Source organism: Boseongicola aestuarii (assembly GCF_900184815.1).
GTDB classification, from domain to species: domain Bacteria; phylum Pseudomonadota; class Alphaproteobacteria; order Rhodobacterales; family Rhodobacteraceae; genus Boseongicola; species Boseongicola aestuarii.
In genome coordinates this window covers 155,370-178,574 of the sequence record NZ_FXXQ01000008.1, presented here as the reverse complement: position 1 = coordinate 178,574, position 23,205 = coordinate 155,370, and the positions used below count along the sequence as shown (strand labels likewise).

Sequence of the window (23,205 nt, the reverse complement as noted above, 5' to 3'; positions counted from 1 at the left end):
ACGCATGTCCAAGATCAAAGTCGAAAACCCGGTTGTCGAGCTTGATGGCGATGAAATGACCCGGATCATCTGGGATTTCATCAAGCAAAAACTGATCCTGCCCTATCTGGATATCGAACTGCTGTACTATGACCTCAGCATCGAAGAACGCGACCGCACCGAAGACCAGATCACAATCGACGCCGCCGAGAAGATCAAGGAAGTCGGCGTCGGCGTGAAATGCGCGACGATCACCGCAGACGAAGGCCGGGTCGAGGAGTTCGGCCTGAAGAAGATGTGGCGCAGCCCCAACGGCACGATCCGCAACATTCTTGGCGGCGTGGTGTTCCGCGCGCCGATCATCTGCAAGAACGTCCCCCGCCTTGTTCCGGGTTGGACCCGTCCGATCGTGATTGGCCGCCACGCCTACGGCGACCAGTATCGCGCAACCGACATGAAGTTTCCCGGCCCCGGAACGCTGTCGATGAAATTCGTCGGAGAAGACGGCGAAGTGATCGAGCACGAGGTCTTCAAGGCCCCTTCGTCGGGTGTTTACATGGGGATGTATAACCTCGATCAGTCGATTATCGACTTCGCTCGAGCGACGTTCAATTATGGTCTGTCTCTGGGGTGGCCGGTGTATCTTTCGACCAAGAATACCATTTTGAAACAATATGATGGTCAGTTTATGATCCTCTTTCAAAAGGTCTTCGACGAGGAATTCGCGGACCAGTTCAAAGAGGCCGGCATTTATTACGAACACCGGTTGATCGACGACATGGTTGCCTCGGCAATGAAATGGTCGGGCGGCTTTGTTTGGGCCTGCAAGAACTACGATGGCGACGTTCAATCAGACACGGTTGCGCAAGGGTTCGGCAGCCTTGGATTGATGACGTCGATCCTGATGACGCCGGATGGCAAGATCGTCGAGTCCGAAGCCGCGCATGGCACCGTGACGCGCCACTACCGCCAGCATCAGAAGGGCGAAGCGACGTCGACGAACTCGATTGCGTCGATCTTTGCCTGGACGGGCGGCCTCAAGCACCGCGCGAAACTCGATGACAATGCGCAGTTGATGGACTTTGCCGAAACGCTGGAAAAGGTCATCGTGGACACCGTCGAATCCGGGTTCATGACCAAGGATCTGGCGCTGCTCGTGGGGCCAGATCAGCGCTGGCTGACGACCACGGGGTTCCTTGAGAAAATCGACGAGAACTTGCAAAAAGCCCTGAGCTAAAGACCGGGCGGCAGGTGTGTCGCGCTGCTCCCACAGGTTATGATGGCTTTTGACGGTGCCGCGCTTGGCGCTGGTAACCTTTGTTAACGCAGGTCAGACTCGCGACATGTTTTTGCGCGCGCTTCTGATCTTGATGGTGGTGGGGTCGGTGTCGATCGGTCTTACGATGTATTTCGGCAACGACGTCCTTGTGGCGCTTGGCCTGATCCTGATCCAGCTCAAGGTCGTCGCAAAGAAACTGGTGGCCGTCGAATTGCCGTCCATTCTGACGTGGCTCAAGACCGAAACATCGACGTTTTTCCGCATCGAGCTTTTGAAGAAATGGACGATGACGACGGCTTTGCCACTGTTGGTTGGCAACGCGCTGTTGCGCAGGATCGACGCGTTCATCTCGCGTTATCGCGTAGCGATCCGACAGCAATACGACGCGCTGCTTGATTGGTATAACGCTCTGGAATGGTACGAGAAAATCGTCGCCACCTTGATCGCCGTTTTTGCCGCTCTGGGGCTTTCGGTATCGTCACTTGGGCTTTGGCTGATTCTGTTTTCAGTCAAACTACCCTTTTGGCTGGTTGCCGCGTTCAGTTCAGCGGCACAGATGACATGGGTCACGCTGCGCAAGATGGCGTTTAAGGCGGTGGCCTTCTTTCAGCTTGGATGGCTCTGGCGATTCATCGAGCGCCGTCTTCCCGACGCCTATCTGGAACGCAAACGACGGATCAATTTCCGGGTTGCACGCATGGTCGTGCGCAGGCGTCGTCTGACTGTCCGACAACTGGCCGAGCGAAAAGACAGCCTGTCATTGCGGTGGGAGGTCATACGGGCTGGCTGGCAAAAGCCGGATAGCGACTGACCCGAGATTAACGTTGAGCTTCGTTAGTCGACGCCCGGCTCTTCAGGCGGAGGCGGGTTTCGTGTCGTCGAGAATCCGGCGGCCCCGACAAATCGCGTCAAGGTTTCCTCGATTTCTGTCGTTTCATCAAAGCCGATCACGCCGCTGATCTCGACCCCGCCGGGCCCATAAAAACTGCCGCCAAGACTTGTGGCGGAGGTGCAGGTTGCGCCGGGCTGACAGTCCATATCGGGGGCGGCGGCAAAGCTGTTTCCGTTGATCGGCGCATCAACGAAGAACATGTTGTAGGTCTGCGCGTCACCTTCCGGGTCAAAGACCCCATTCAAGACACCTGATACGCTTGAATGGTCGAAATCCACGGTGATCGAGATGAGTCCGTTGGTCTTCAATTCTTCGATCAACAGCCCGCCGTCTGCGTCGATGAGCTGTCCAAACCCATGATATTCCCCGCGATATTTCAGGTCACCAGTAAATTCGACCAGCTCATCCGGGTCAGTTTGAAATCCGATGGCGAAATAGCCCTCGGTGTCGATCGCTCCGCCTTCGAATAAGGGGACGTACTTTTGGTAGCTGTAAAATGCGCCCGTTGCCGAGTGATCGAGCGCATAATTCAGATAGGCCCAGATGGTCTGTCCGCTGGCCATCGTCGCGCGGCCATTGACGAAGGTTAACTCCTCTCCATCAAGGGTGAGCGTGATGTCGTCGGCAGCGCGCACCGTGAAGCCGGATGCCAGGTTGACGGTTTCGTTACTGACGATAATGACACTTTCATCGGTTTCACGGTCACGCACAAACCGCGCGACGGTGACACTGAAAACCTGGCCTTCGATATCTTCAAGGCTTTGCGCTTCGCTGGCGAACTCAAGACCGTTCGCACCGATCAGATAGGCCGCATCACTTGAGCGCGAGGGATAACTCGCGCTGCACCCTGCCAATGCGGCACAAGCCAAACCACTGATGTAAAACGCATTTTTCAATGCAGCCCTCATCGAACATTAAGCCACGACTTTCGTGGTTAACCAGTGCTAACAGGAAAATTGGGGGGAAATGTGGCAATCCCCTTGCCATGGGGTCCCGCAAACCCGGCGCCCGGACTATTCGTCTCGCGCCAGTCGGACCACGTCGGCGGTCACTTCGGGCGCCAGTTCTTCGAAATCGAAGTTATCCAGTTTGGAAGCGCGCTTGCCCGCCCGTTCTGCCGCCGTGCTGATCCCGTCGAGATCGGCGCGCGCCTGATTAAAATGCGAATCAAGCTTCTGAACACGGGCAACGACAAGCTCGACGTCGCGGTGCAGCAAGCGCAATGCCTTGCGGATCGCGCCCGCCTGTTCGCGCATCCGTGCGTCCTTCAGGATCGCCCGCATCGTGTTCAATGTCGCCATGCAGGTCGTCGGAGAAACGATCCAGACACGCGCATTGAAACCATCTCGCACAACTTCCGGGAAATTGGCGTGAAGCTCGGCGTAGACAGCCTCGGATGGCAGGAACATCAAGGCCCCGTCGGCGGTTTCGTTGTCGATGATATAACGCTCGGAAATCGCCTTGATATGGGCGCGAACTGCCGTGCGCATAGCCTTTGCTGCATCGCTCAGATCGCGTTCGGTCTTGGCGTTTCTAAGGTTTTCATACGCCTCGAGAGGGAACTTGGAATCGATCACGATCGGCCCCGGAGGGTTGGGCAGATGGATCAGACAATCAGCGCGCTTTCCGTTCGAAAGCGTCGCCTGCAAAGTATAGCTATCCGAAGGTAATGCTTTGGAAACAATGTCATTTAATTGAATTTCACCAAAGGCGCCCCGAGTCTGCTTGTTCGACAGAATATCCTGCAAACTGAGCACATCTCCGGACAGTTTTTCGATGTTCGCCTGCGCTTTGTCGATGGTTTGCAGCCGTTCCTGCAATTCCCCCAATGAACGTGCGGTTCGCGTCGCCGAGCCCTGCAGATTTTCGGTCATCTTGGTGCTGACTTCGGCCAGGCGCTGTTCCATCAGCTTCAGCATATTGGCCTGACTTGCCGCCTGCGCTTCGCTGACGTGCGTAAGCCCCCCTGAAAGCTGATGCTGACCATCCGAAAGGCTTTGGACGCGCTGGCCAAGCGCATCGATATTCTGCGCCAGAGGCGACATCATCGCTGCTGATTGACCGGTTCGGCGCAGGGTCACGACAAGCAGGACAAGAACCAATACAATCAAAAACACTCCCGCAATTGCAAACCAGACGGTGGGGTCGCTGAACGCGTATTCGGTGTCGCCAATCCGGATCATCGGCGGCCAAAAAGTCGTTCGATGTCGGTCAGTTTCAGTTCGACATAGGTAGGACGACCATGGTTGCACTGGCCCGAATGGGGCGTTGCTTCCATTTCGCGCAGAAGCGCGTTCATTTCTTCGCCGCGCATCTGGCGACCTGACCGGATCGAGCCGTGACATGCCACGCGGCTCAGGATGGCATCGAGGCGCGACTTGAGGGTCGTGCTGTCTCCGATGTCCTGAAGCTCGTCGAGAATGTCCCTTATAAGGGCTTCGGCGTTAACGTTTCCTAATATTGCAGGTGTTTCGCGCACCGCGATCGCGCCGGGACCAAACGGTTCGATCCCAAGGCCCATCGCCGCCAATTCGTCGCTCACGTCCAGAAGACGCTGCGCATCCAGCCCAAGCTCGACGATTTCAGGCACAAGAAGCGCTTGGCTGGCGACGCCGTTTTCACCCATCTGCCGCTTGAGTTTCTCATAAACCAGCCGTTCATGCGCCGCGTGCTGATCCACAATGACCATGCCATCTTCAGTCTGCGCAATGATGTAGTTTGCATGCACCTGCGCGCGTGCAGCCCCCAACGGAAGATGCTCTTGATCTGGGGTGCCCGGCAAATCGGAGCTTCGCGCTGAAGGAGTCTCAAACGTCTGATCTGTTGAAGAAAATCCAGCCTGGGGAGGGGCTGAAAATCCGGCCAGAGGGCGCCGGTCCATTTGATAGACCCGAGGGGTCTCAGGAGGTTTTCGAAATGCGCCAAGGGTTTCCCCTGCGACGGTTGTCGAAGCACGATGCCCCGCCCCTGCAAGTGCGTGGCGCAACCCCGAAACGATCAATCCACGCGCGACTGCGGGGTCGCGGAAGCGGACTTCGGATTTCGCCGGATGCACGTTCACGTCGACAAGTTGCGGATCACAGTCGATGAACAGAACCGCCGCTGGATGACGGTCGCGACTGAGAAAGTCCATGTAAGCGCCGCGCAATGCGCCGATCAGCATCTTGTCCTTCACCGGTCGCCCGTTAACGAACATGAACTGCTGAACCGCAGATCCCCGCGAATAAGTCGGCAACGCGGCGAAACCCGTCATGTGCAGGCCTTCGCGTTCGGCGTCGATGGCCAGTGCGTTTTCCGCAAAATCGCGCCCCAGGACCGCGCGTAAACGGCGCGATAGCGCCTCGAGCGGCGGACCCGAGTGAGGCTCGACACTGAACAAGATGCGGGGGGTTTCGGTCGCATCGGTCAGCGAAATACGCAGGTAAGGCTCGGCCATTGCCAGACGTTTGATGACGTCACTGACAGCCTGTAATTCGGCCCGTTCGGTGCGCATGAACTTCAGCCGGGCGGGCGTTGCGTAAAATAAATCGCGCAGTTCCACGACCGTGCCGGGACGACCTGCGGCGGGACGTACCGAAGTCATCCGACCGCCCGCGACATCGACTTCGAAAGCGTCTTCACCGGCGATCCGCGACGTGATCCGCAAGCGGCCGACGGCCCCCAGAGACGGCAATGCCTCGCCGCGAAAACCAAAGGTGTGGATGTTCAGCAGATCAGAGCCGTCGATCTTGGATGTAGCATGACGCGAAAGAGCGAGCGGCAGATCCGAACGGGAAATTCCGCAGCCGTCGTCCTCGACGCGGATTAGACGCTTGCCACCCTCGGCGACCGTAATGTCGATGCGCCGCGCGCCTGCATCAATGGAATTTTCGACCAGTTCCTTGACCGCCGAAGCCGGACGTTCGACGACTTCACCGGCAGCGATCCGATTGATCGCAGCATCGTCAAGCTGACGAATTTGCGCCCGCAGCGGGCTTATGTTGGGGTCGGCTGCACTCATCCCACTAGGGATAGCAGGAGCGTCGCCAATCGTCCACGCAGAAAGATGCGTTTCAAAGCCAGTATTTGGCTGCTAGACAGGTGCGTCTGACCCCGTTGGAGGCCATATGGCAAACACCCGCGCGATCCTTTTCATGACAATTGCGATGGCATGTTTCGCGACCAGCGACGCCTTCATCAACATTGCCTCGGACACGGTGCCAACCGGTCAACTTTTCGCACTGACCTGCGCGTTCAGCTTTGCTGTTTTTTTCGCCTTCATGCTCAAAAACGGCGACCGGCTGTTTTCGATGATGCTTTTCCACAGGGCGGTGATGATCCGCACCATGGGCGAGGTTTTCGGCTCGCTCGGGTATGTCATGGCCCTGACGCTGATCCCACTCACAACAGCCTCGGCCATGCTGCAAACACAGCCTCTGGTCGTCACCATGGCAGCCGCGCTTTTCCTTGGCGAAAAGGTCGGACCCAGACGGTGGTTCGCCGTCGGAGTCGGATTTTTCGGCGTGCTTTTGATAATCCGGCCCGGCGCCGCAGCATTTGACCCCAACATTCTCTGGACATTTCTCGGTATTCTCGGACTGACTGCACGTGACCTTGGAACGCGGATGCTGCCCAAAGACGTTTCGACGCCTTTTGTCTCGGCATGGGCGTTGATTTTCCTGTCCATTCTCGGACTGGCCATCACGCCGCTGACGGGTGAATGGCAACCGATCGACAGCGGTAATATCGGTTGGGTGGGCGGGATTTCTATTTTCGTCGTCTTTGCCTTCATCTTTATTAACGGAGCGCTCCGTGTGGGCGAGGTCTCGGCGATTGCGCCATTTCGCTATACGCGAATGGTTTTTGCATTGATGATTGCCGTCCTTTTTCTGGGCGAACGACCCGACATGTTAACCTTGATCGGAATCGGGCTGATTGTCGGGTCGGGGATATACGCATTCCTGCGCGAGCGGCGCCTCGCACGCGCAGTCGAGGCAGGATAAGCTTTGTGAAGGGCCATGTTAGCGATCACATAAGCCCCTTCCCCCTGCCCGGGAATGCCTGCTATAGAACGGCCAAACCACCACAGATCCGAGGGACACCATGAGCACGATCATCGACATCCACGCCCGAGAAATTCTCGACAGCCGCGGCAACCCGACGGTCGAAGTCGACGTCTATCTGGAAGACGGAACCATGGGCCGCGCGGCGGTTCCTTCGGGTGCTTCAACCGGCGCTTACGAGGCCGTCGAGAAGCGCGACGGAGACAAATCGCGTTATATGGGCAAAGGCGTGCTGGACGCGGTTGCGGCCGTCAACGGCGAGATTGCCGAAGCCCTGATCGGCTTTGATGCGACTGAGCAACAAGCCATCGACGCAGCCATGATCGAGCTCGACAGCACTGATAACAAAGGGCGTTTGGGTGCCAACGCGATCCTTGGTGTGTCTCTGGCAGCAGCGAAAGCGGCGGCGGATTTCACCGCACAACCGCTTTATCGCTATGTGGGCGGGACATCTGCGCGGGTGCTGCCGGTCCCGATGATGAACATCATCAACGGTGGCGAACACGCCGACAACCCGATCGACATTCAGGAATTCATGATCATGCCGGTGTCCGCGGAAAATATCCGCGATGCGGTGCGGATGGGATCCGAGATTTTTCATACGCTGAAAAAAGAGCTTTCGTCAGCGGGACTGTCGACGGGTATCGGCGATGAGGGCGGCTTTGCGCCGAACCTGTCGTCCACGCGCGATGCTTTGGATTTCATTCTGCGCGCTGTCGAAAAGGCGGGCTACACGCCGGGCGACGACATCATGCTGGCGCTGGATTGTGCCGCCACGGAGTACTGCAAGAACGGTCGCTATGAGCTTGCTGGCGAAGGAAAATCTCTGTCGTCGGACGAGAATGTGGCCTATCTTGCAGCGCTGGTTAAGGACTATCCCATCCTGTCGATCGAAGATGGCATGGATGAGGACGACTGGGACGGCTGGGCGGCCCTGACGGCCGAACTTGGTGACAAGGTTCAACTGGTGGGCGACGACCTGTTCGTGACGAATCCCGAGCGTTTGGCGCGTGGGATCGCAGAGAAGGCAGCGAATTCGCTGTTGGTTAAGGTGAACCAGATCGGCACGTTGTCCGAAACCTTGATGGCGGTCGATATGGCGCATCGCGCGCGTATGACGGCAGTGATGTCGCATCGGTCGGGCGAGACAGAAGACGCGACGATTGCAGATCTTGCGGTGGCCACGAATTGCGGTCAGATCAAGACGGGCTCTCTGGCGCGTTCGGACCGGTTGGCGAAGTACAACCAGCTGATCCGCATCGAAGAAATGCTTGACGAAACAGCGATTTACGCGGGCAAGTCTATCCTGCGCTAAGCTTGGTTATGGCGGCCTTGGGAGGGCGGTGATGACGGCGGATGAGATCATCGAGACGCTGGCGTTGCAGGCCCATCCTGAGGGCGGATACTATCGGCAGACCTGGGTCGGGGACGAGGTTCCGCGGGCAAGCGGAACCTGTATTTATTTCCTTTTGACCGATCGCCAAAAGAGCCACTGGCACAAGGTGGATGCGGTGGAGATCTGGCATTTTTATGCGGGCGCTCCGGTGGTCCTGCGCACATCCAGGACCGAGATGGGACCAGCTAACGCATTGATATTAGGCCCTGATCTGGCGTCCGGGCAGCGGCCGCAAGGGATCGTGGACAAAGACGACTGGCAATCCGCCGAAACCACCGGGGAGTGGTCGTTGGTGGGTTGCACGGTGTCTCCGGGATTCCGGTTCGAGGGGTTTGAACTGGCCGAAACGGGCTTTGATATTCCAGGCTGACCACGTGACCGACCCGCGTTTTTTCAGCGTCTGTGCAACGTCGGTATCACGTCGGTATCACGTCGGTGCCACAGTGCGGTGCCTTGCACACCGAGGCAACGCCATGACATTCACTCACCTGCCGAAACGATTTTGCCGATCCCGGAGGGACGACTGATCTGACCACCGCCGACCGGGGCGGGAACGCGCGTGGTTCCCGGCGCCGAGGTGGGCAGCCCGCGCATGACCCGCACGGCCAGATAGGCGAAGGCCTGTGCTTCGAGCATGTCGCCATCAAATCCGGCTTCCTCGACCGGCGCGACGGGGCAGTCGACCACGGCGGCCAGCATTTCCATCAGGCCGGTGTTGTGGCGCCCACCTCCGGTGACCCAGATGCGCTCGGGCGGGCTAGGACATTGCGCAATCCCCTTGGCAATCGCGCCCGCCGTGGCGGCGGCAAGCGTGGCGACGGCGTCGGCATCCGGCAGATCGGCAACTGCCGCCGCCCAGTCGCTGAAATCGTCACGGTCGAGCGATTTTGGCGGGATGCGGCGGAAGAAGCGCTCTTTAGTCAGCAGATGTTCAAGAATGCCCGTGTCGACATTGCCCGCCAAAGTCAGCGCCCCGTCGCGGTCCATGCGCTGGCCAAGACGACTGGTCATCAGATCGTCGATGCGCGCGTTTCCAGGCCCGGTGTCAAACGCCAGAAGTGCGCCCGGACTTTCAGGTGCGCGCGCTGACGGATCAACCCAGGTGAGGTTCGCAACACCACCGATATTGAGAAAGACGCACGGACCTTTCGCCTTGGCGCGCCGCGCCAGAGCGAAGTGATAGAACGGCGCAAGCGGTGCGCCCTGCCCGCCCAAAGCCATGTCATTGCTGCGGAAATCCCAGACAACGGGCGTGTCGAGCACTTCGGCCAGAAGGGCGCCGTTGCCAGCCTGGTGAGTGTGCGCGTGATCCGGGCGATGCACCGTGGTCTGGCCATGAAAGCCGACGAGCTCGGCCCCCGAAAAGCCGCTCAGTAGCTCGGCGTGGGCGGTTTCGACCACTTCGGCGGCCGCGGCAACCTCGGGTCCATCCCATTTGCCCAAGGCCGCGCGCAGGGTTTCGCGCTCGGCTGACGAGTAGGCGCGATAGGCCGTATCGGCGAAGTCGAACACGGTGGTTCCGTCGGTCAGGATCATTGCGGCGTCCACGCCATCGAGCGAGGTGCCCGACATGGCGCCAAGCGCCCAAACTGGTCCGGTGTCCGACATGCCTTCCCCTCGCGCCTTCGCGCCATTATACCCGCGCGAAAGCCCGGATGTCTCGGGCGTTCAGCATAGACGATGGCCCATGACCTACCACCCAAAATCGGACTTTCTTGCCACGATCATCGAACGCGGCTTTCTGGCGGATTGCACGGACCTGCAATCGCTTGACGACGCGCTCATTGCCGGGGTCGTTCCGGCCTATATCGGGTATGACGCAACGGCGAAGTCGCTGCACGTCGGGCATCTGTTGAACATCATGCTCTTGAGGTGGTTCCAGAAATGCGGCGGCAAGCCGATCACGCTGATGGGTGGTGGTACAACGAAGGTCGGCGATCCGTCGTTTCGCGCCGATGAGCGGCCCCTGCTGACACCCGAGCAGATCGACGAGAATATCGCCGGAATGCAGCAGTCTTTCGCGCGTTATCTGACATATGGCGACGGGCCGACGGATGCGATCATGCTGAACAATGCCGAGTGGCTGGACGAGCTGAATTACCTCGATTTCCTGCGCGATATCGGGCGGCATTTCTCGGTGAACAGGATGCTGAGTTTCGAAAGCGTGAAGTCGCGGCTGGACCGCGAGCAATCGCTATCGTTTCTCGAGTTCAACTACATGATCTTGCAGGCTTATGACTTTCTGGAGCTGAACCGCCGCTATGGCTGCCTGTTGCAGATGGGGGGATCGGACCAGTGGGGCAATATCGTCAACGGGATCGATCTGACGCGGCGGGTGTTAGAGAGCGAGATTTTCGGCCTGACCACGCCATTGCTGACGACAAGCGACGGCAAGAAGATGGGCAAGTCTCAGGGAGGCGCGATCTGGCTGTCGGCCGATATGCTGTCGCCCTATGAGTTCTGGCAGTTCTGGCGCAACACGACAGATGCGGATGTGGGGCGATTCCTAAAACTGTATACCGAGTTGCCGGTGGAGGAATGCGACCGACTCGGGGCTTTGGAAGGGTCCGACATAAACGCCGCAAAGATACGTCTGGCAAATGAAGTGACCGGTTTGCTGCATGGCGTCGAGGCGGCTGAGGCGGCCGAGGCGACGGCGCGGGAAGTGTTTGAGAAGGGGGGCATCGGGGATGACCTGCCGACGCTTTCGTTGAGTGCCGCGGATGTGGCGGACGGAATTTCCGTGGTTCAGGTGTTGGTGCGGGCCGGCTTGGCGAAGTCGGGCAAGGACGCCAAGCGGCTGATCGCGGAGAATGGCGCGCGTCTGGACGATGCGCCGTTGACCGATCCGGGGATGATGCTGGACGCGGGCGCCCTGGCGTCACCGGTGAAGCTGTCGGCGGGCAAGAAGCGGCATGCATTGGTGGTGATGGAAGGCTAGGGTTTCGCCGCCTTACGGCGGCGACCGACCGGGGCTCTGCCCCGGACCCCGGGATATTTTACAACAGGTGAATGAGCGCGCTTAGTTCTGTTTCCAGTCGCCTTCCGGGAAAAACGCGTGGAAGGCGAAGGCGAACATGACGTCGTGGGGCAAGTCGTTGCCTTGGGCGTCTTTCACCCTCACGCTGCCGACGTCGCGCCCGTCTCCGATGGTGTATTGATCCAGCGCCGAGGCTTGGCCCGCCCGCCATGTGAGGGTGATGCCGTCTTCCGTGATTTCCTCCTCTTTACGCAAGCGCTCGAAGGTCCAGGCCTTGTCGCCGACGCGGACAACGCGGGCAAGCGCGGGGATGTCGTATGGTGGCATTTCACCGTTATAGAGGAAGGGTCGGGTTGAGCTGTCGTAGCCGACATAGGGATTGCGGCCATATTGGCGGGGCCAGGGCGGTTCGTCCATGACGAGGCCTTCGGGGTTGCGGGCTTTGAATTCGGCCCAGCTTTCCATCCAGGTTGGCAGTTGTTTCAGTTCGGCACCAGTGTATTCCCCGACGATGCCGGTTCCGATGGCTTGCTGCCACCAACTTTCGGTTTCGCGGTCATACATGATCATGTCCGAGTTGCGTAGCTTGCCGGAAACGCCGAAGCTCAAGGTCTGTCCGTCCACGCGCCTGTCGAATGTGATACCGGAATTGCACAAAGGGCAAAACGTCACGGCTATGGGGATGCCCGCGACAGTGTCATTCGCGATCTCATGCCAGGTGAGATAGCGGATAGGATAGGTCCGGGGTACGGCGCCGTCGATTTCGACGGTGATGACCGGCTCCAAATCCTCAAGGCGCGCCTCGCTTTCGACCGAGATGAACGACACCTCATCCAGCGCTGGAATACCGTCTTTCGGCGGTCCGCCCGACAGGACCTCGACCCAGCTTTCGACCGACGTGATGTCGAAATTCGTGTTCGGCCACTCGAACTTCCAGAACGCCGGATCGGCGCTTGCAGAAACAACGGCTCCGCTCATGGCGATCGCGGTTGCCGCTATCAGGTGTGTCATGCGCATTTTGTCGGTCCTCCCTCGACGAGCTATAGCGACAAATGTGGCAGACGGATCTGCCGCGGCCTAGCCCCCCTCACGCGAGGGTGAAGGACCGGGAGAACACCGCGCCTTCGCCCCTTCTTCTGTTCCAAAATATCCCAGGAGGGTCTGGGAGGACAGCGTCCTCCCAGCGGATCGCGCCGAAGGCGCGAAACATTATCTTTTGACCGAGACGCTGTCCATCCGGTCCGGCTCACCGATCACGGCGCCGTTCGGGCCCTGGCCCAGTTTGATTGCATCGACAACCTCCATACCCTCGATAACGCGCCCGACCACGGTGTATTGCTCGTTCAGGAAATAACCTTCGTCGAACATGATGAAGAACTGGCTGTTGGCCGAATTCGGATCCTGACTGCGCGCCATGCCGACGATCCCGCGATCAAACGGCACCTGCGAAAACTCGGCCGGAAGATCGTCGAGGGCGGAGCCTCCGCGGCCGGCCATGCGCATGTCGCCGCCCAACTTGCCGAATTCGACGTCGCCAGTCTGCGCCATGAAACCTTCGATCACCCGGTGGAAGACGACGCTGTCATACGCGCCTTCTTCCGCCAGAGCGGTGATCTGGGCCACGTGCAAGGGGGCCACATCTTCCAGCAAGTCAATCACCACCGTGCCGCTGGCCTCGCCTGCGACTTCGATCACAAGATTCGGACCCGGCCCGTCGGTAGCGTCCTGCGCGCCAACAGGTGCGGCAAGGCATACCAGCGCGAAAGCAAGCTTACGCATCGGCGGCTACCTTCACCGAATGCATCCGGTCGGGGTTCATCGGAGGTTCGCCGCGCGCGATCTTGTCGACATGCTCCATACCCGAAATCACGCGGCCATAGACAGTATACTGCCCATTCAGAAAGGCATTGTCCGAAAAGTTGATGAAAAACTGGCTGTTGGCCGAGTTCGGGTTCTGGCTGCGCGCCGCACCGATTGTGCCGCGATCATGCGGCAGTTTGGAGAATTCAGCCGGAACGTCCGGCTTGTCTGACCCGCCCGTTCCGGCGCGACGCAGATCAAAGCCATCCACGAAATCGCCGTGCTGGACGTCACCTGTCTGTGCCATGAAGCCTTCGATCACCCGGTGAAAGACCACATTGTCGTATTCGCCCGCGCGGGCCAGTTCCTTCATGCGCGCGCAGTGCTGCGGAGCGACATCGGGCAGAAGTTCGATCGCGACGGTGCCGTCTTTCAGTTCGATCAGAATGGTGTTTTCGGGGTCTTTGTAGTCAGCCATCGGGCGCTCCTTTGTGTCGATTTGGCGAGACCCTAGTGCGCGCGGCGCCCAAGGAAAAGGCCGAAAGGCGCCGATCCGCCTGTTGACCTGCGCGACTGCTAGGATAGGGAGTGAAGAAACGCGCCTGTGTGGAGATCTGATATGACCTGGAAGACACTCGATGACATGGACCTTGCCGGCAAGCTTGTGCTGACCCGCGTCGATCTGAACGTGCCGGTTGACGGCACCACCGTCACCGACACCACGCGGATCGACCGCATCGTGCCGACGATCAACGACATTCTGGCCAAGGGTGGCACGCCGGTGATGCTGGCGCATTTCGGTCGCCCCAAGGGACAGCCGAACCCCGACATGTCGTTGCGCATTGTTGTCCCTGCTCTGCGCGACGCGCTGGGGCGCGAGGTGACCTTTGTCGAACGCCCGGACCGCGCCAGCCTTGACGCCTTGCCGGACGGCGCGGTTGTTCTGGTCGAAAATACGCGATTTTCTTCGATGGAAGAAGCCAACGACCCGCGCATGGCGCAGTTTCTGGCTTCGCTTGGGGATGTGTATTGCAACGATGCGTTTTCGGCGGCGCACCGCGCGCATGCCTCGACTGAAGGTGTCGCTCATTTCCTGCCGTCTTGTGCGGGCCGTTTGATGGAAGCCGAATTGCGCGCCCTTGAGGCCGCATTGAGCGCGCCCGAGCGCCCGGTCGTGGCAGTGGTCGGGGGGGCGAAAGTCTCGACCAAGCTGGACCTTTTGGGCAACCTTGTACGCAAGGTCGATGTTCTGGTGATCGGCGGAGGTATGGCGAACACGTTTTTGGCCGCCAAGGGCTATGGCGTGGGTAAGTCGCTGGCCGAACATGAGATGGCCGATACGGCGCGCGCGATCATGGCGAAGGCCGAAGAGGCCGCCTGCGAGATTATCCTGCCGGTGGACGTGGTGTGCGCCACGGAATTTGCAGAAGGTGCGGATAATATCACCGTGGCGGCGGACGCCTGCCCTGCCGATCGGATGATCCTGGATGCCGGACCTTTGTCGGTGGCGCGGGTTGCGGCCGCCTTTGATGAGGCGAAAACGCTGATCTGGAACGGTCCGCTTGGCGCCTTCGAGATCGCGCCATTCGATACTGCGACCAATGCGGCGGCGGCGCATGCGGCGGCGTTGACCAAGGCGGGCAAGCTGATTTCGGTGGCCGGTGGCGGAGACACGGTGGCGGCGTTGAACAAGGCCGGGGCGGCGGATGATTTCACCTATATTTCGTCTGCGGGCGGCGCGTTCCTTGAGTGGATGGAGGGCAAGACCCTGCCCGGTGTCGCCGCACTTGAACAAGACTAGAACCGCGCTGGCGGTTTTCGTAAACACGGTTAACAGACAGATCACGAGGGTATCAAAGTGAACACAGAACAAGCGGAACAAATGCGCAGCGGACAGGGCTTTATCGCGGCTTTGGATCAATCGGGCGGGTCATCCCCGAAGGCGCTCAAGCTTTATGGCGTGGACGAGGATGCCTACTCGAACGAAGCCGAAATGTTCGACCAGATCCACGCGATGCGCGCGCGCATCGTGGCCGCGCCTGCGTTCACGGGCGACAAGGTGATCGGTGCGATCCTGTTCGAGATGACGATGGATCGCGAATTTGGCGGCAAACCGGCGGCGAAGTATCTGTGGAGCGAAAAGCGCGTTGTGCCGTTCCTCAAGTGCGACAAGGGGCTTGAGGCCGAGGCGGATGGCGTGCAGCTGATGAAACCGATGGGCGATCTTGACGGGCTTTTGAGCCGCGCCGCGGGTCTGGGCGTGTTCGGCACAAAAATGCGGTCGGTCATCAATGCAGCAAACCCGGTAGGCATCGCCGCGAACGTGGCGCAGCAGTTCGAGATCGGCCGGCAGATTCTGGGGCATGGTTTGATGCCCATCCTCGAGCCGGAAGTGACGATCACGATTTCAGACAAGGCCGAGGCCGAGGCGATCTTGCGCGATGAGATCCTGAAGAACCTCGATGCGATGCCCGAGGGCAGCGAAGTAATGCTGAAGTTGTCGCTTCCGACTGTGGCGAACTTCTATGCGCCGTTGATCGCCCACCCGAAAGTGATGCGCGTCGTGGCCCTTTCGGGGGGATATGCGCGCGATGAAGCCAACGCGCTTTTGGCCGCCAACCACGGCATGATCGCTTCGTTCAGCCGGGCGTTGTCGGAAGGGCTGAGCGCGCAGCAGTCGGACGAGGAATTCAACGCGACGATCGCGGCGGCGATCGACGGGATCTATCAGGCCTCGATAACCTGATCGTTATTGGCCCGGACATATTCCGGGGAACGTGAGGGGCCTTGTGGCGATTGCCGGCTGTCGTCTTAAGGCCCCTTGCCAGTCGCGGCGCGGGAAAGCGCGGCGCAATTCTGCCAATTCGTAAATTAGGGGATTCACAGCACCCTCGGATTATGTCACATTCCCGAAACAATCGCTCCGTCAGAGAGCAACCCGAGGCAGTGAATGAGCATCACCCCAAAGCGTCCGTCTATCGGTGTCGTCGTGTACTTTGCGGCGATGTTCTCGCTTGGACTGTATTTCACCTTTGCCAGCGTGCAGGGCGACTTCGGGATTTTCAAACGGGTGCAGATCGACGCCGAGGCGACCGTCCTGACGCGTGAAAAAGAGCGTCTGGCTGAAGAAGTCGCCAGTCTTGAAAACAAGACCAGACGGCTGTCTGACGATTATCTCGACCTTGACCTTCTGGACCAGCAGGCGCGCGATATCCTCGGGCTGATCCGCTCGGACGAGATCGCGCTGAACTGAGCCGTCATCTCTCGTGACAAAGCTCACCGGCCAGTCGTTCAAGATATTCCAGCAATAACGGCTTGTTGCAGTAGTCCTTGACCACCGGGTATTGCCGGGCGCGTTCCTGATCGTGTGGGTTCAGCGAGGTGGTCAGCATCATGATCACGATGCGGGCAAATCGCGCGCCAAGTTCGCGCGTCGCCGCGTCGAGAAATTCGAACCCGTCCATCTTCGGCATATTGATGTCGAGCAGGATTGCATCTGCGGCGGGCAAGGTCTGACTTCTCAGGTACTCGAGAGCGTCTTCGGCGCTGAGAAACCCAAGCACATTATCGACGAGCCCCGAGCGTTTCACAAGGCGGCGGCAGAGCATTTGATCAACCTCGTTGTCATCAATGATCATCAGGGTTCCAATACGCGGCTTGGTTTCGGCCACGGGTTTTTCCTCGGGACTTGAAAGGTGAAAATACTACTGCGACCAGGTACGGACGCGACGCTGATAGTGCCGTTGTGGTTCTGTGCGATCCGGCGGCACAGGGTCAGACCAAGGCCCACGCCTTTAACCTGATCGCCGCGGTGCAGGCGCTTGAAAAGGTGGAAGATGCGGTCATGATATTCTGGCGCAATGCCTGTTCCGTTATCGGAAAATTCGATCGAGACCGCGTGCGCGCCAACGGGTTTGGCCGAGATCGTGATCTCGGGGTGGCGGTTGGGGTGACGGTATTTCAGGGCATTTTCGATGATGTTCTGAAACAGCGTCCTGATCTGGGATTGATGCGCCGAGATCTCGGGAAGGCTTTCAACGGTGATTTGCGCAGATGTGTCACGGATGGCAATTGCAAGCGCGACGCAGGTATCACTTGCGATCTGATCAAGCGATAGGGCTTCGCATTGCAGCGGTTGGCCAATCACCTGCGTGAAAGACAACATATCGTCGACGAGGTGCTGCATGTGATGGACTGTCTGTCGCGCCTGCTGAAGCAGGTCGCTCTGCACATTGCTCAGCCGGCCTTCGTCACTTGCGACAACTTCGTTCAGCAGCATACCCAGCGTATTGGCGGGGGCCTTCAGATCATGCGACAGGCTATAGGCGAATTCGCGCAGTTCCGCGTTGGCGCTGGCGGCCGTTCGCGCGGCGGCACACGCGTGCATTTCGGCACGTTTCAGGGCCGTCAGATCATTGTGCGCGCCAAGCATCCGCACCGGCTTGCCGGTTGCATCCCGAATGGCGACCCCACGGCAGCGAACCCAGACGGTCGAGCCGTCGCTGTGGAGGTATCGCACGATCTGGTCATAGGGATGTTCGGGGTTGGCGCAGTGCTTCTCGAAGTTTGCGAGTGCATTTTGCAGGTCGTCGGGAAAGATGATGTCCTGCCATTCGGACGGATCGTGCGCCTTGGTGGCAGGATCGATCCCAAGCAGCTCCCAGAATTCCGGACTGATCCATTCGTTCTCGGGGTGTTCAAGATCCCAATACCAGACCCCGTCCAGCGAGCCTTGCTGGAGGAACGACCAGATCTGGCTTTCCTTGCGCAGCAGCGCAGCAAGCTCGGATTGCAGGTAATGGGCGTCCGGTTCTGACATGGTGGCTGTGCCTTTGTTTGAAGGGCAGTCACGGCTCTCTAAGGTGGCAGGTATGAAGATTCATATAAGACCCACCCGGAACCCCCCGCAGCCTTGCGCGTTTTGCATACCTACTTCCCAGCCCCGTGGCGGATTTCCACGTGCGTTTCGCAAACGCTTCGTATAAGAGATAGTTTAACGCTGAACTACTTACGCACCACCAGGGAGGAAGTCGTCCATGGCCGCAAAGCGGGCAACGCGCAAATCGAACGCCTCGAAAGAGGAACTCCTGAAATTTTACCGCGAGATGCTGCTGATCCGCCGGTTCGAGGAAAAGGCAGGCCAGCTTTATGGCATGGGCCTGATTGGCGGTTTCTGCCACCTCTATATCGGTCAGGAAGCGGTCGTTGTCGGCCTTGAAGCCAACACCGAGGAAGGTGACAAGCGCGTCACCACCTATCGCGATCACGGCCATATGCTGGCCTGCGGCATGGACCCAAAAGGCGTCATGGCGGAACTGACGGGGCGCGAGGGCGGCTACTCCAAAGGCAAGGGCGGTTCGATGCACATGTTCTCCAAGGACGCCCATTTCTATGGCGGACACGGGATTGTCGGTGCGAACGTGCCCCTTGGTGCCGGTCTGGCCCTGTCGGACAAATACAAGGGCAACGATCGCGTGACGTTCACCTACTTCGGGGATGGCGCTGCAAACCAGGGTCAGGTGTACGAGACTTACAACATGGCCGAAATCTGGGACCTTCCCGTGGTTTTCGTCATTGAAAACAATGGCTATGCGATGGGTACGTCGGTCAAACGCTCGACCAAGTCGCCTTCCCTTTGGGAGCGTGGCGCGGCTTATGGCATCGAGGGCGAAGAAGTCGACGGCATGGACGTGCTGGCGGTGAAAGAGGCCGGTGCGCGGGCAGTGGAATACTGTCGTGCGGGCAAAGGGCCTTACATTCTGGAAGTGAAGACCTATCGCTATCGCGGCCACTCGATGTCGGACCCGGCGAAGTATCGCACACGCGAAGAGGTGCAGAAGATGCGCGAGGAGCGTGACGCCATTGAGCAGGTCCGCAAACGTTTGCTGGAAGGCGACGCGACCGAGGACGAGCTGAAGGCGATCGACAAAGAGATCAAGGAGATCGTGAATGAGGCGGCGGAGTTCTCGAAGGAGAGCCCGGAGCCGCAGCTGAGCGAACTTTGGACAGACATTTACGTAGACGGCACCGCGCCGCAAAACGCTTAATCGGGGAGGATCACGACATGGCGACTGAAATTCTTATGCCCGCGCTTTCCCCGACGATGGAAGAAGGCACGCTTGCAAAATGGCTGGTGAAAGAGGGCGACACCGTGTCGTCCGGCGACATTCTGGCCGAGATTGAAACCGACAAGGCGACGATGGAGTTCGAAGCGGTCGACGAAGGTATCATGGGGAAAATCCTCGTGGCCGAAGGCACCGAAGGCGTGGCGGTGAACACCCCCATCGCCGTGATGATTGAAGAAGGCGAAAGTGCCGACGACATTCAGGCCTCGGCGGCACCTGCGGCGACCGAGGAAGCACCAGCTGCGGCGGCGGAAGAGGCTGCGGCCCCTGCCCCGGCGGCAGCGGCCAAGCCGTCAGTTTCGCGCGAGCCTGATTATCCGGAAGGCACCGAGATGGTCTCGACCACGGTTCGTGAAGCCTTGCGCGACGCGATGGCCGAAGAAATGCGCAGCGACGAAAACGTATTCCTGATGGGCGAAGAAGTCGCTGAATATCAGGGTGCCTATAAGATCAGCCAAGGTCTGCTGGAAGAGTTCGGAGCCAAACGCGTCATCGACACGCCGATCACCGAGCACGGCTTTGCCGGCATCGCAGTGGGCGCGTCCTGGGGTGGTTTGCGCCCTATTGTGGAATTCATGACCTTCAACTTCGCGATGCAGGCGATTGACCACATCATCAATTCTGCGGCCAAGACGCTTTATATGTCGGGCGGTCAAATGGGTTCGCCTATCGTGTTTCGTGGCCCGAACGGTGCAGCGGCGCGTGTGGGGGCTCAGCACTCACAGGACTATGCGGCATGGTATGCGAGCGTTCCCGGACTTTACGTTGTGCAGCCTTATTCGGCGGCCGATGCGAAGGGTCTGTTGAAGCAGGCGATCCGCGATCCGAACCCGGTTGTGTTCCTTGAGAACGAGATCATGTACGGCAAGTCGTTTGATGTGCCAAAGCTGGATGATTTCACTATTCCGTTCGGCAAGGCGCGCATCTGGCGCGAAGGAGATGATGTGACGATCGTCTCTTGGGGTATCGGCATGTCTTACGCTTTGGAGGCCGCGGACGAGTTGGCCAAAGAAGGCATCATGGCCGAGGTGGTCGACATGCGCACTTTGCGGCCTCTCGACATCGAAACGGTTGTGCGGTCGGTTCAGAAGACCAACCGCTGCGTGACGGTCGAAGAAGGCTGGCCGGTTGCGTCGATGTCCGACCACATCGGCGCCGAGATCATGCGTGAGGCGTTTGATTATCTGGACGCGCCCGTCATTGCCTGCACCGGTAAGGACGTGCCGATGCCATATGCGGCGAACCTTGAGAAGCTGGCGTTGACCTCGACCAAGGAAGTCATCGACGCGGTCAAGGCTGTGACCTACCGCTAAGATGGAAGTTCACGGCGTTGATATGACCCGCGAAGCCTATCGTGTATCGACCCCGGTGAACGGGGTCGACGTGATGGGCTACGTGCCGGAAGGGCTGGTCATGGAGATGCTGGGGATCAACCGTCGCCCCGGCCACGGCGAGGTTTACGCCTGGCTTGAGACACATTTCGCGTCCGTTGAGGGCGCCTTGAACAAACGATATTCCGGGGGCGTGCCGAAGCGGCCGTTCGACCGGATCACACTTGCGGAGGAAGCCTGATGCCCACCGAAATCCTGATGCCCGCTCTGTCTCCGACGATGGAAGAAGGCACATTGGCGAAATGGCTTGTGAAGGAGGGCGACACGGTGTCGTCCGGCGACCTTCTGGCCGAGATCGAAACCGACAAGGCGACGATGGAATTCGAAGCCGTCGACGAAGGCACGATTGGCAAGATTCTGGTTGCCGAAGGCACCGAAGGCGTGGCCGTGAACACCGCGATTGCGGTTCTGCTGGAAGACGGCGAAAGCGCGGATGACATAGGTAAGGCTTCTGCGGCACCGGCCCCTGCGGCCGCTCCTGCTGAGGAAAAAGCAACACCGGCAGACGCGCCTGCGGCGGCCGCAGCCCCCGCCCCTGCAGCCCCAGCGGCAGCCGATGGCAGCCGGATTTTCGCATCCCCCCTCGCGCGTCGGATTGCCAAGAACAAGGGCCTTGATCTGGCTGGCGTCAAAGGCTCGGGGCCGAAGGGTCGGATCGTGAAAGCAGACGTCGAGAACGCTGAGGCCGCACCTGCGGCAGCGGCGGCGCCGGCAGCAAAGGCGGCAGCGCCTGCAGCAGCGGCGGCGGCTTCAACAGGTCCAAGCACGGATCAGGTTCTGAAGATGTATCAGGGTCGCGAATACGAGGAAGTGAAGCTGGACGGCATGCGCAAGACGATTGCGGCACGCCTGACCGAAGCCAAGCAGACCATCCCACATTTCTATTTGCGCCGCGATATCAAGCTGGACGCATTGCTGAAGTTCCGCAGCCAGTTGAACAAGCAGCTCGAAAGCCGTGGTGTGAAGCTGTCGGTGAACGACTTCATCATCAAGGCCAGCGCTATCGCGTTGCAGCAGGTGCCGGACGCGAATGCCGTCTGGGCCGGGGATCGCACGCTGAAGCTGAAGCCATCCGACGTGGCCGTTGCTGTGGCCATCGAGGGCGGATTGTTCACGCCGGTTCTGAAAGACGCCGATATGAAGTCGCTGTCTGCGCTGTCAGCAGAGATGAAAGACCTTGCCGCGCGCGCACGTGACCGCAAGCTTGCCCCCGAGGAATACATGGGCGGCAGCTTCGCGATCTCGAACCTTGGCATGTTCGGCATCGATAACTTCGACGCGGTCATCAACCCGCCGCACGGCGGTATTCTGGCCGTCGGTGCCGGTGTTCCAAAGCCGGTTGTGGGCGACGATGGGGAACTGACCGTGGCGACTGTCATGTCGGTGACACTCAGCGTCGATCACCGGGTGATTGACGGGGCCTTGGGTGCGCAGCTTTTGAACGCGATCAAGGAGAACCTTGAAAACCCGGTTGCCATGCTGGCGTAACGCGTTGGCGTGATATCTGTCTGACTTCAGGGGCCGTATTTGACTGACGTCAATGCGGCCCTTTCCGTGTCTGGTGCATGTCTCTTTTAACCAAGAGAAAAGGAAGCCTGGACATGGACTGGAAGGCAGAACTGGATGAGACAAGCGCGGCTTTGGCGGTGTTCCGCGAGGACCGCCCCGCCACGGGGGCCGGGTTCACGGCGCTGCACCGCGCAGCCATGGCCAAGGACGGAGCCATGACATTGCGCGAAAAAGAGCTGGTCGCGCTTGGAATCGGCATATCCAAGCAATGCGTCGACTGTATCGGCTTTCACGTTCAGGGTGCGGCCAAGGCCGGAGCCAGCCGCGACGACATCGCCGATACTGTATCTGTGGCCGTGTTGATGGGCGGCGGACCGGCGTATATGTACGGGGTCCGCGCGCTTGAGGCTTATGACCAGCTTATTGGCGGGCACCCGCCGCCAGCTTAGGACAGCAGCGTTGCACCTGTTTCCATACGGATGATCTGGCCGTCTTTCAGAGAATGAGCGCCAAGAACAGCCTCGCGCGTGCCGTCAGGGAACGTCATCACCGAGTGTTCCACCACGATGTCATCGTTCTCATAGATGCAGCGCTGGTTTTCGACGGACCAGCCCGTCGCGCCTTCCATTTCGGTCATCATCGCGGCCATTTCGGCCTTGGACATCGTCGTGCCGGACTGGTGACGCACGAAGACGAAATCATCGTGCAAAAGCGCCATAAACGCCGGCGTGTCCTCGTTGTCCATGGATGCTTTCATCTTCTCGAACACACTCATGTCGATCCCTCCTGTTTTGGCTTAAGGCGCAGATCTT

The 23,205-nt window shown here is 59.3% G+C and carries 24 protein-coding genes; 14 read left to right on the top strand and 10 right to left on the bottom strand.

Features of this window, described 5'->3' with window-relative positions:
• Window positions 1–4: 4 nt before the first annotated feature.
• A complete protein-coding gene (locus BOA8489_RS12815) occupies window positions 5–1,216 on the top strand; it encodes an NADP-dependent isocitrate dehydrogenase (RefSeq protein WP_093974421.1) in 1,212 nt (403 codons plus the stop codon).
• Between the two features lie 64 nt (window positions 1,217–1,280).
• Window positions 1,281–2,069, top strand: a complete 789-nt coding sequence (locus tag BOA8489_RS12810) for a hypothetical protein (protein WP_141138293.1) — start codon at window positions 1,281–1,283, stop codon at window positions 2,067–2,069.
• A 23-nt stretch (window positions 2,070–2,092) separates the two neighbouring features.
• Here BOA8489_RS12810 and BOA8489_RS12805 read toward each other — a convergent pair whose 3' ends face one another.
• The 3 genes from BOA8489_RS12805 to mutL all read right to left on the bottom strand — a co-directional run bounded on the left by BOA8489_RS12805 (window position 2,093) and on the right by mutL (window position 6,150).
• Window positions 2,093–3,046, bottom strand: a complete 954-nt coding sequence (locus tag BOA8489_RS12805) for a transferrin-binding protein-like solute binding protein (RefSeq protein WP_141138292.1) — start codon at window positions 3,044–3,046, stop codon at window positions 2,093–2,095.
• Between the two features lie 117 nt (window positions 3,047–3,163).
• Complete coding sequence (locus BOA8489_RS12800; RefSeq protein WP_093974418.1) at window positions 3,164–4,333, bottom strand: DNA recombination protein RmuC; 1,170 nt, start codon at window positions 4,331–4,333, stop codon at window positions 3,164–3,166.
• On the bottom strand, window positions 4,330–6,150 hold the full coding sequence (gene mutL / locus BOA8489_RS12795; RefSeq protein ID WP_093974417.1) for a DNA mismatch repair endonuclease MutL: 1,821 nt from the start codon (window positions 6,148–6,150) through the stop codon (window positions 4,330–4,332). Before mutL ends, BOA8489_RS12800 begins: the two co-directional genes overlap by 4 nt.
• Before the next feature lie 106 nt (window positions 6,151–6,256).
• Between mutL and BOA8489_RS12790 the strand changes: the two genes are divergently transcribed.
• The 3 genes from BOA8489_RS12790 to BOA8489_RS12780 all read left to right on the top strand — a co-directional run bounded on the left by BOA8489_RS12790 (window position 6,257) and on the right by BOA8489_RS12780 (window position 8,958).
• Window positions 6,257–7,132 (top strand): DMT family transporter, encoded by an 876-nt coding sequence (locus tag BOA8489_RS12790; RefSeq protein WP_093974416.1) that lies wholly within the window; start codon window positions 6,257–6,259, stop codon window positions 7,130–7,132.
• A 100-nt stretch (window positions 7,133–7,232) separates the two neighbouring features.
• Entirely contained in the window at window positions 7,233–8,507 is a 1,275-nt protein-coding gene (gene eno, locus BOA8489_RS12785) for a phosphopyruvate hydratase (protein WP_093974415.1), read from the top strand.
• A gap of 31 nt (window positions 8,508–8,538) precedes the next feature.
• A complete protein-coding gene (locus tag BOA8489_RS12780) occupies window positions 8,539–8,958 on the top strand; it encodes a cupin domain-containing protein (RefSeq protein ID WP_093974414.1) in 420 nt (139 codons plus the stop codon).
• Between the two features lie 110 nt (window positions 8,959–9,068).
• On the opposite strand, the gene BOA8489_RS12775 is transcribed toward BOA8489_RS12780, so the two are convergent.
• Window positions 9,069–10,196 carry an anhydro-N-acetylmuramic acid kinase gene (locus tag BOA8489_RS12775; protein ID WP_093974413.1) on the bottom strand — a complete coding sequence of 376 codons (1,128 nt, stop codon included), beginning with the start codon at window positions 10,194–10,196 and terminating at the stop codon, window positions 9,069–9,071.
• 79 nt (window positions 10,197–10,275) lie between these two features.
• Here BOA8489_RS12775 and tyrS point away from each other — a divergent pair, with 79 nt between their 5' ends.
• Window positions 10,276–11,529, top strand: coding sequence for a tyrosine--tRNA ligase (gene tyrS, locus BOA8489_RS12770; protein WP_093974457.1), 1,254 nt, complete (start codon window positions 10,276–10,278; stop codon window positions 11,527–11,529).
• A gap of 81 nt (window positions 11,530–11,610) precedes the next feature.
• On the opposite strand, the gene BOA8489_RS12765 is transcribed toward tyrS, so the two are convergent.
• The 3 genes from BOA8489_RS12765 to BOA8489_RS12755 all read right to left on the bottom strand — a co-directional run bounded on the left by BOA8489_RS12765 (window position 11,611) and on the right by BOA8489_RS12755 (window position 13,846).
• Window positions 11,611–12,585 carry a DUF3179 domain-containing protein gene (locus BOA8489_RS12765; RefSeq protein WP_093974412.1) on the bottom strand — a complete coding sequence of 325 codons (975 nt, stop codon included), beginning with the start codon at window positions 12,583–12,585 and terminating at the stop codon, window positions 11,611–11,613.
• 192 nt (window positions 12,586–12,777) lie between these two features.
• Window positions 12,778–13,347: a peptidylprolyl isomerase gene (locus tag BOA8489_RS12760; RefSeq protein WP_093974411.1), complete on the bottom strand. Its 570-nt coding sequence runs from the start codon at window positions 13,345–13,347 to the stop codon at window positions 12,778–12,780.
• The gene (locus BOA8489_RS12755) at window positions 13,340–13,846 is read right to left on the bottom strand and encodes a peptidylprolyl isomerase (RefSeq protein WP_093974410.1); all 507 of its coding nucleotides are present in this window, start codon (window positions 13,844–13,846) and stop codon (window positions 13,340–13,342) included. Before BOA8489_RS12755 ends, BOA8489_RS12760 begins: the two co-directional genes overlap by 8 nt.
• A gap of 141 nt (window positions 13,847–13,987) precedes the next feature.
• Here BOA8489_RS12755 and BOA8489_RS12750 point away from each other — a divergent pair, with 141 nt between their 5' ends.
• The 3 genes from BOA8489_RS12750 (at window position 13,988) to BOA8489_RS12740 (ending at window position 16,621) form a co-directional block, all read left to right on the top strand.
• A complete protein-coding gene (locus BOA8489_RS12750; RefSeq protein WP_093974409.1) occupies window positions 13,988–15,169 on the top strand; it encodes a phosphoglycerate kinase in 1,182 nt (393 codons plus the stop codon).
• Window positions 15,170–15,226: 57 nt separating this feature from the next.
• The gene (locus tag BOA8489_RS12745; protein ID WP_093974408.1) at window positions 15,227–16,114 is read left to right on the top strand and encodes a fructose bisphosphate aldolase; all 888 of its coding nucleotides are present in this window, start codon (window positions 15,227–15,229) and stop codon (window positions 16,112–16,114) included.
• 204 nt (window positions 16,115–16,318) lie between these two features.
• Window positions 16,319–16,621, top strand: a complete 303-nt coding sequence (locus tag BOA8489_RS12740) for an FtsB family cell division protein (protein WP_093974407.1) — start codon at window positions 16,319–16,321, stop codon at window positions 16,619–16,621.
• 4 nt (window positions 16,622–16,625) lie between these two features.
• On the opposite strand, the gene BOA8489_RS12735 is transcribed toward BOA8489_RS12740, so the two are convergent.
• Both BOA8489_RS12735 and BOA8489_RS20475 read right to left on the bottom strand, forming a co-directional pair.
• Window positions 16,626–17,039 carry a response regulator gene (locus BOA8489_RS12735; protein ID WP_245813822.1) on the bottom strand — a complete coding sequence of 138 codons (414 nt, stop codon included), beginning with the start codon at window positions 17,037–17,039 and terminating at the stop codon, window positions 16,626–16,628.
• Window positions 17,006–18,187, bottom strand: a complete 1,182-nt coding sequence (locus tag BOA8489_RS20475) for a sensor histidine kinase (protein WP_176440296.1) — start codon at window positions 18,185–18,187, stop codon at window positions 17,006–17,008. Before BOA8489_RS20475 ends, BOA8489_RS12735 begins: the two co-directional genes overlap by 34 nt.
• A gap of 217 nt (window positions 18,188–18,404) precedes the next feature.
• Between BOA8489_RS20475 and pdhA the strand changes: the two genes are divergently transcribed.
• From pdhA to BOA8489_RS12705, 5 genes are all read left to right on the top strand, one after another.
• Window positions 18,405–19,415: a pyruvate dehydrogenase (acetyl-transferring) E1 component subunit alpha gene (gene pdhA, locus BOA8489_RS12725; protein WP_093974406.1), complete on the top strand. Its 1,011-nt coding sequence runs from the start codon at window positions 18,405–18,407 to the stop codon at window positions 19,413–19,415.
• 17 nt (window positions 19,416–19,432) lie between these two features.
• Window positions 19,433–20,806 carry a pyruvate dehydrogenase complex E1 component subunit beta gene (locus BOA8489_RS12720; protein WP_093974405.1) on the top strand — a complete coding sequence of 458 codons (1,374 nt, stop codon included), beginning with the start codon at window positions 19,433–19,435 and terminating at the stop codon, window positions 20,804–20,806.
• 22 nt (window positions 20,807–20,828) lie between these two features.
• Entirely contained in the window at window positions 20,829–21,065 is a 237-nt protein-coding gene (locus BOA8489_RS12715) for a hypothetical protein (protein WP_141138291.1), read from the top strand.
• The gene (locus BOA8489_RS12710; RefSeq protein ID WP_093974403.1) at window positions 21,065–22,372 is read left to right on the top strand and encodes a pyruvate dehydrogenase complex dihydrolipoamide acetyltransferase; all 1,308 of its coding nucleotides are present in this window, start codon (window positions 21,065–21,067) and stop codon (window positions 22,370–22,372) included. The genes BOA8489_RS12715 and BOA8489_RS12710 overlap by 1 nt, the downstream gene beginning before the upstream one ends.
• Window positions 22,373–22,485: 113 nt before the next feature.
• Window positions 22,486–22,842 (top strand): carboxymuconolactone decarboxylase family protein, encoded by a 357-nt coding sequence (locus BOA8489_RS12705; RefSeq protein WP_176440295.1) that lies wholly within the window; start codon window positions 22,486–22,488, stop codon window positions 22,840–22,842.
• On the opposite strand, the gene BOA8489_RS12700 is transcribed toward BOA8489_RS12705, so the two are convergent.
• Complete coding sequence (locus BOA8489_RS12700; RefSeq protein WP_093974401.1) at window positions 22,839–23,168, bottom strand: nuclear transport factor 2 family protein; 330 nt, start codon at window positions 23,166–23,168, stop codon at window positions 22,839–22,841. The two genes, BOA8489_RS12705 and BOA8489_RS12700, sit on opposite strands and share 4 nt — an antisense overlap.
• Between the last annotated feature and the right edge of the window lie 37 nt (window positions 23,169–23,205).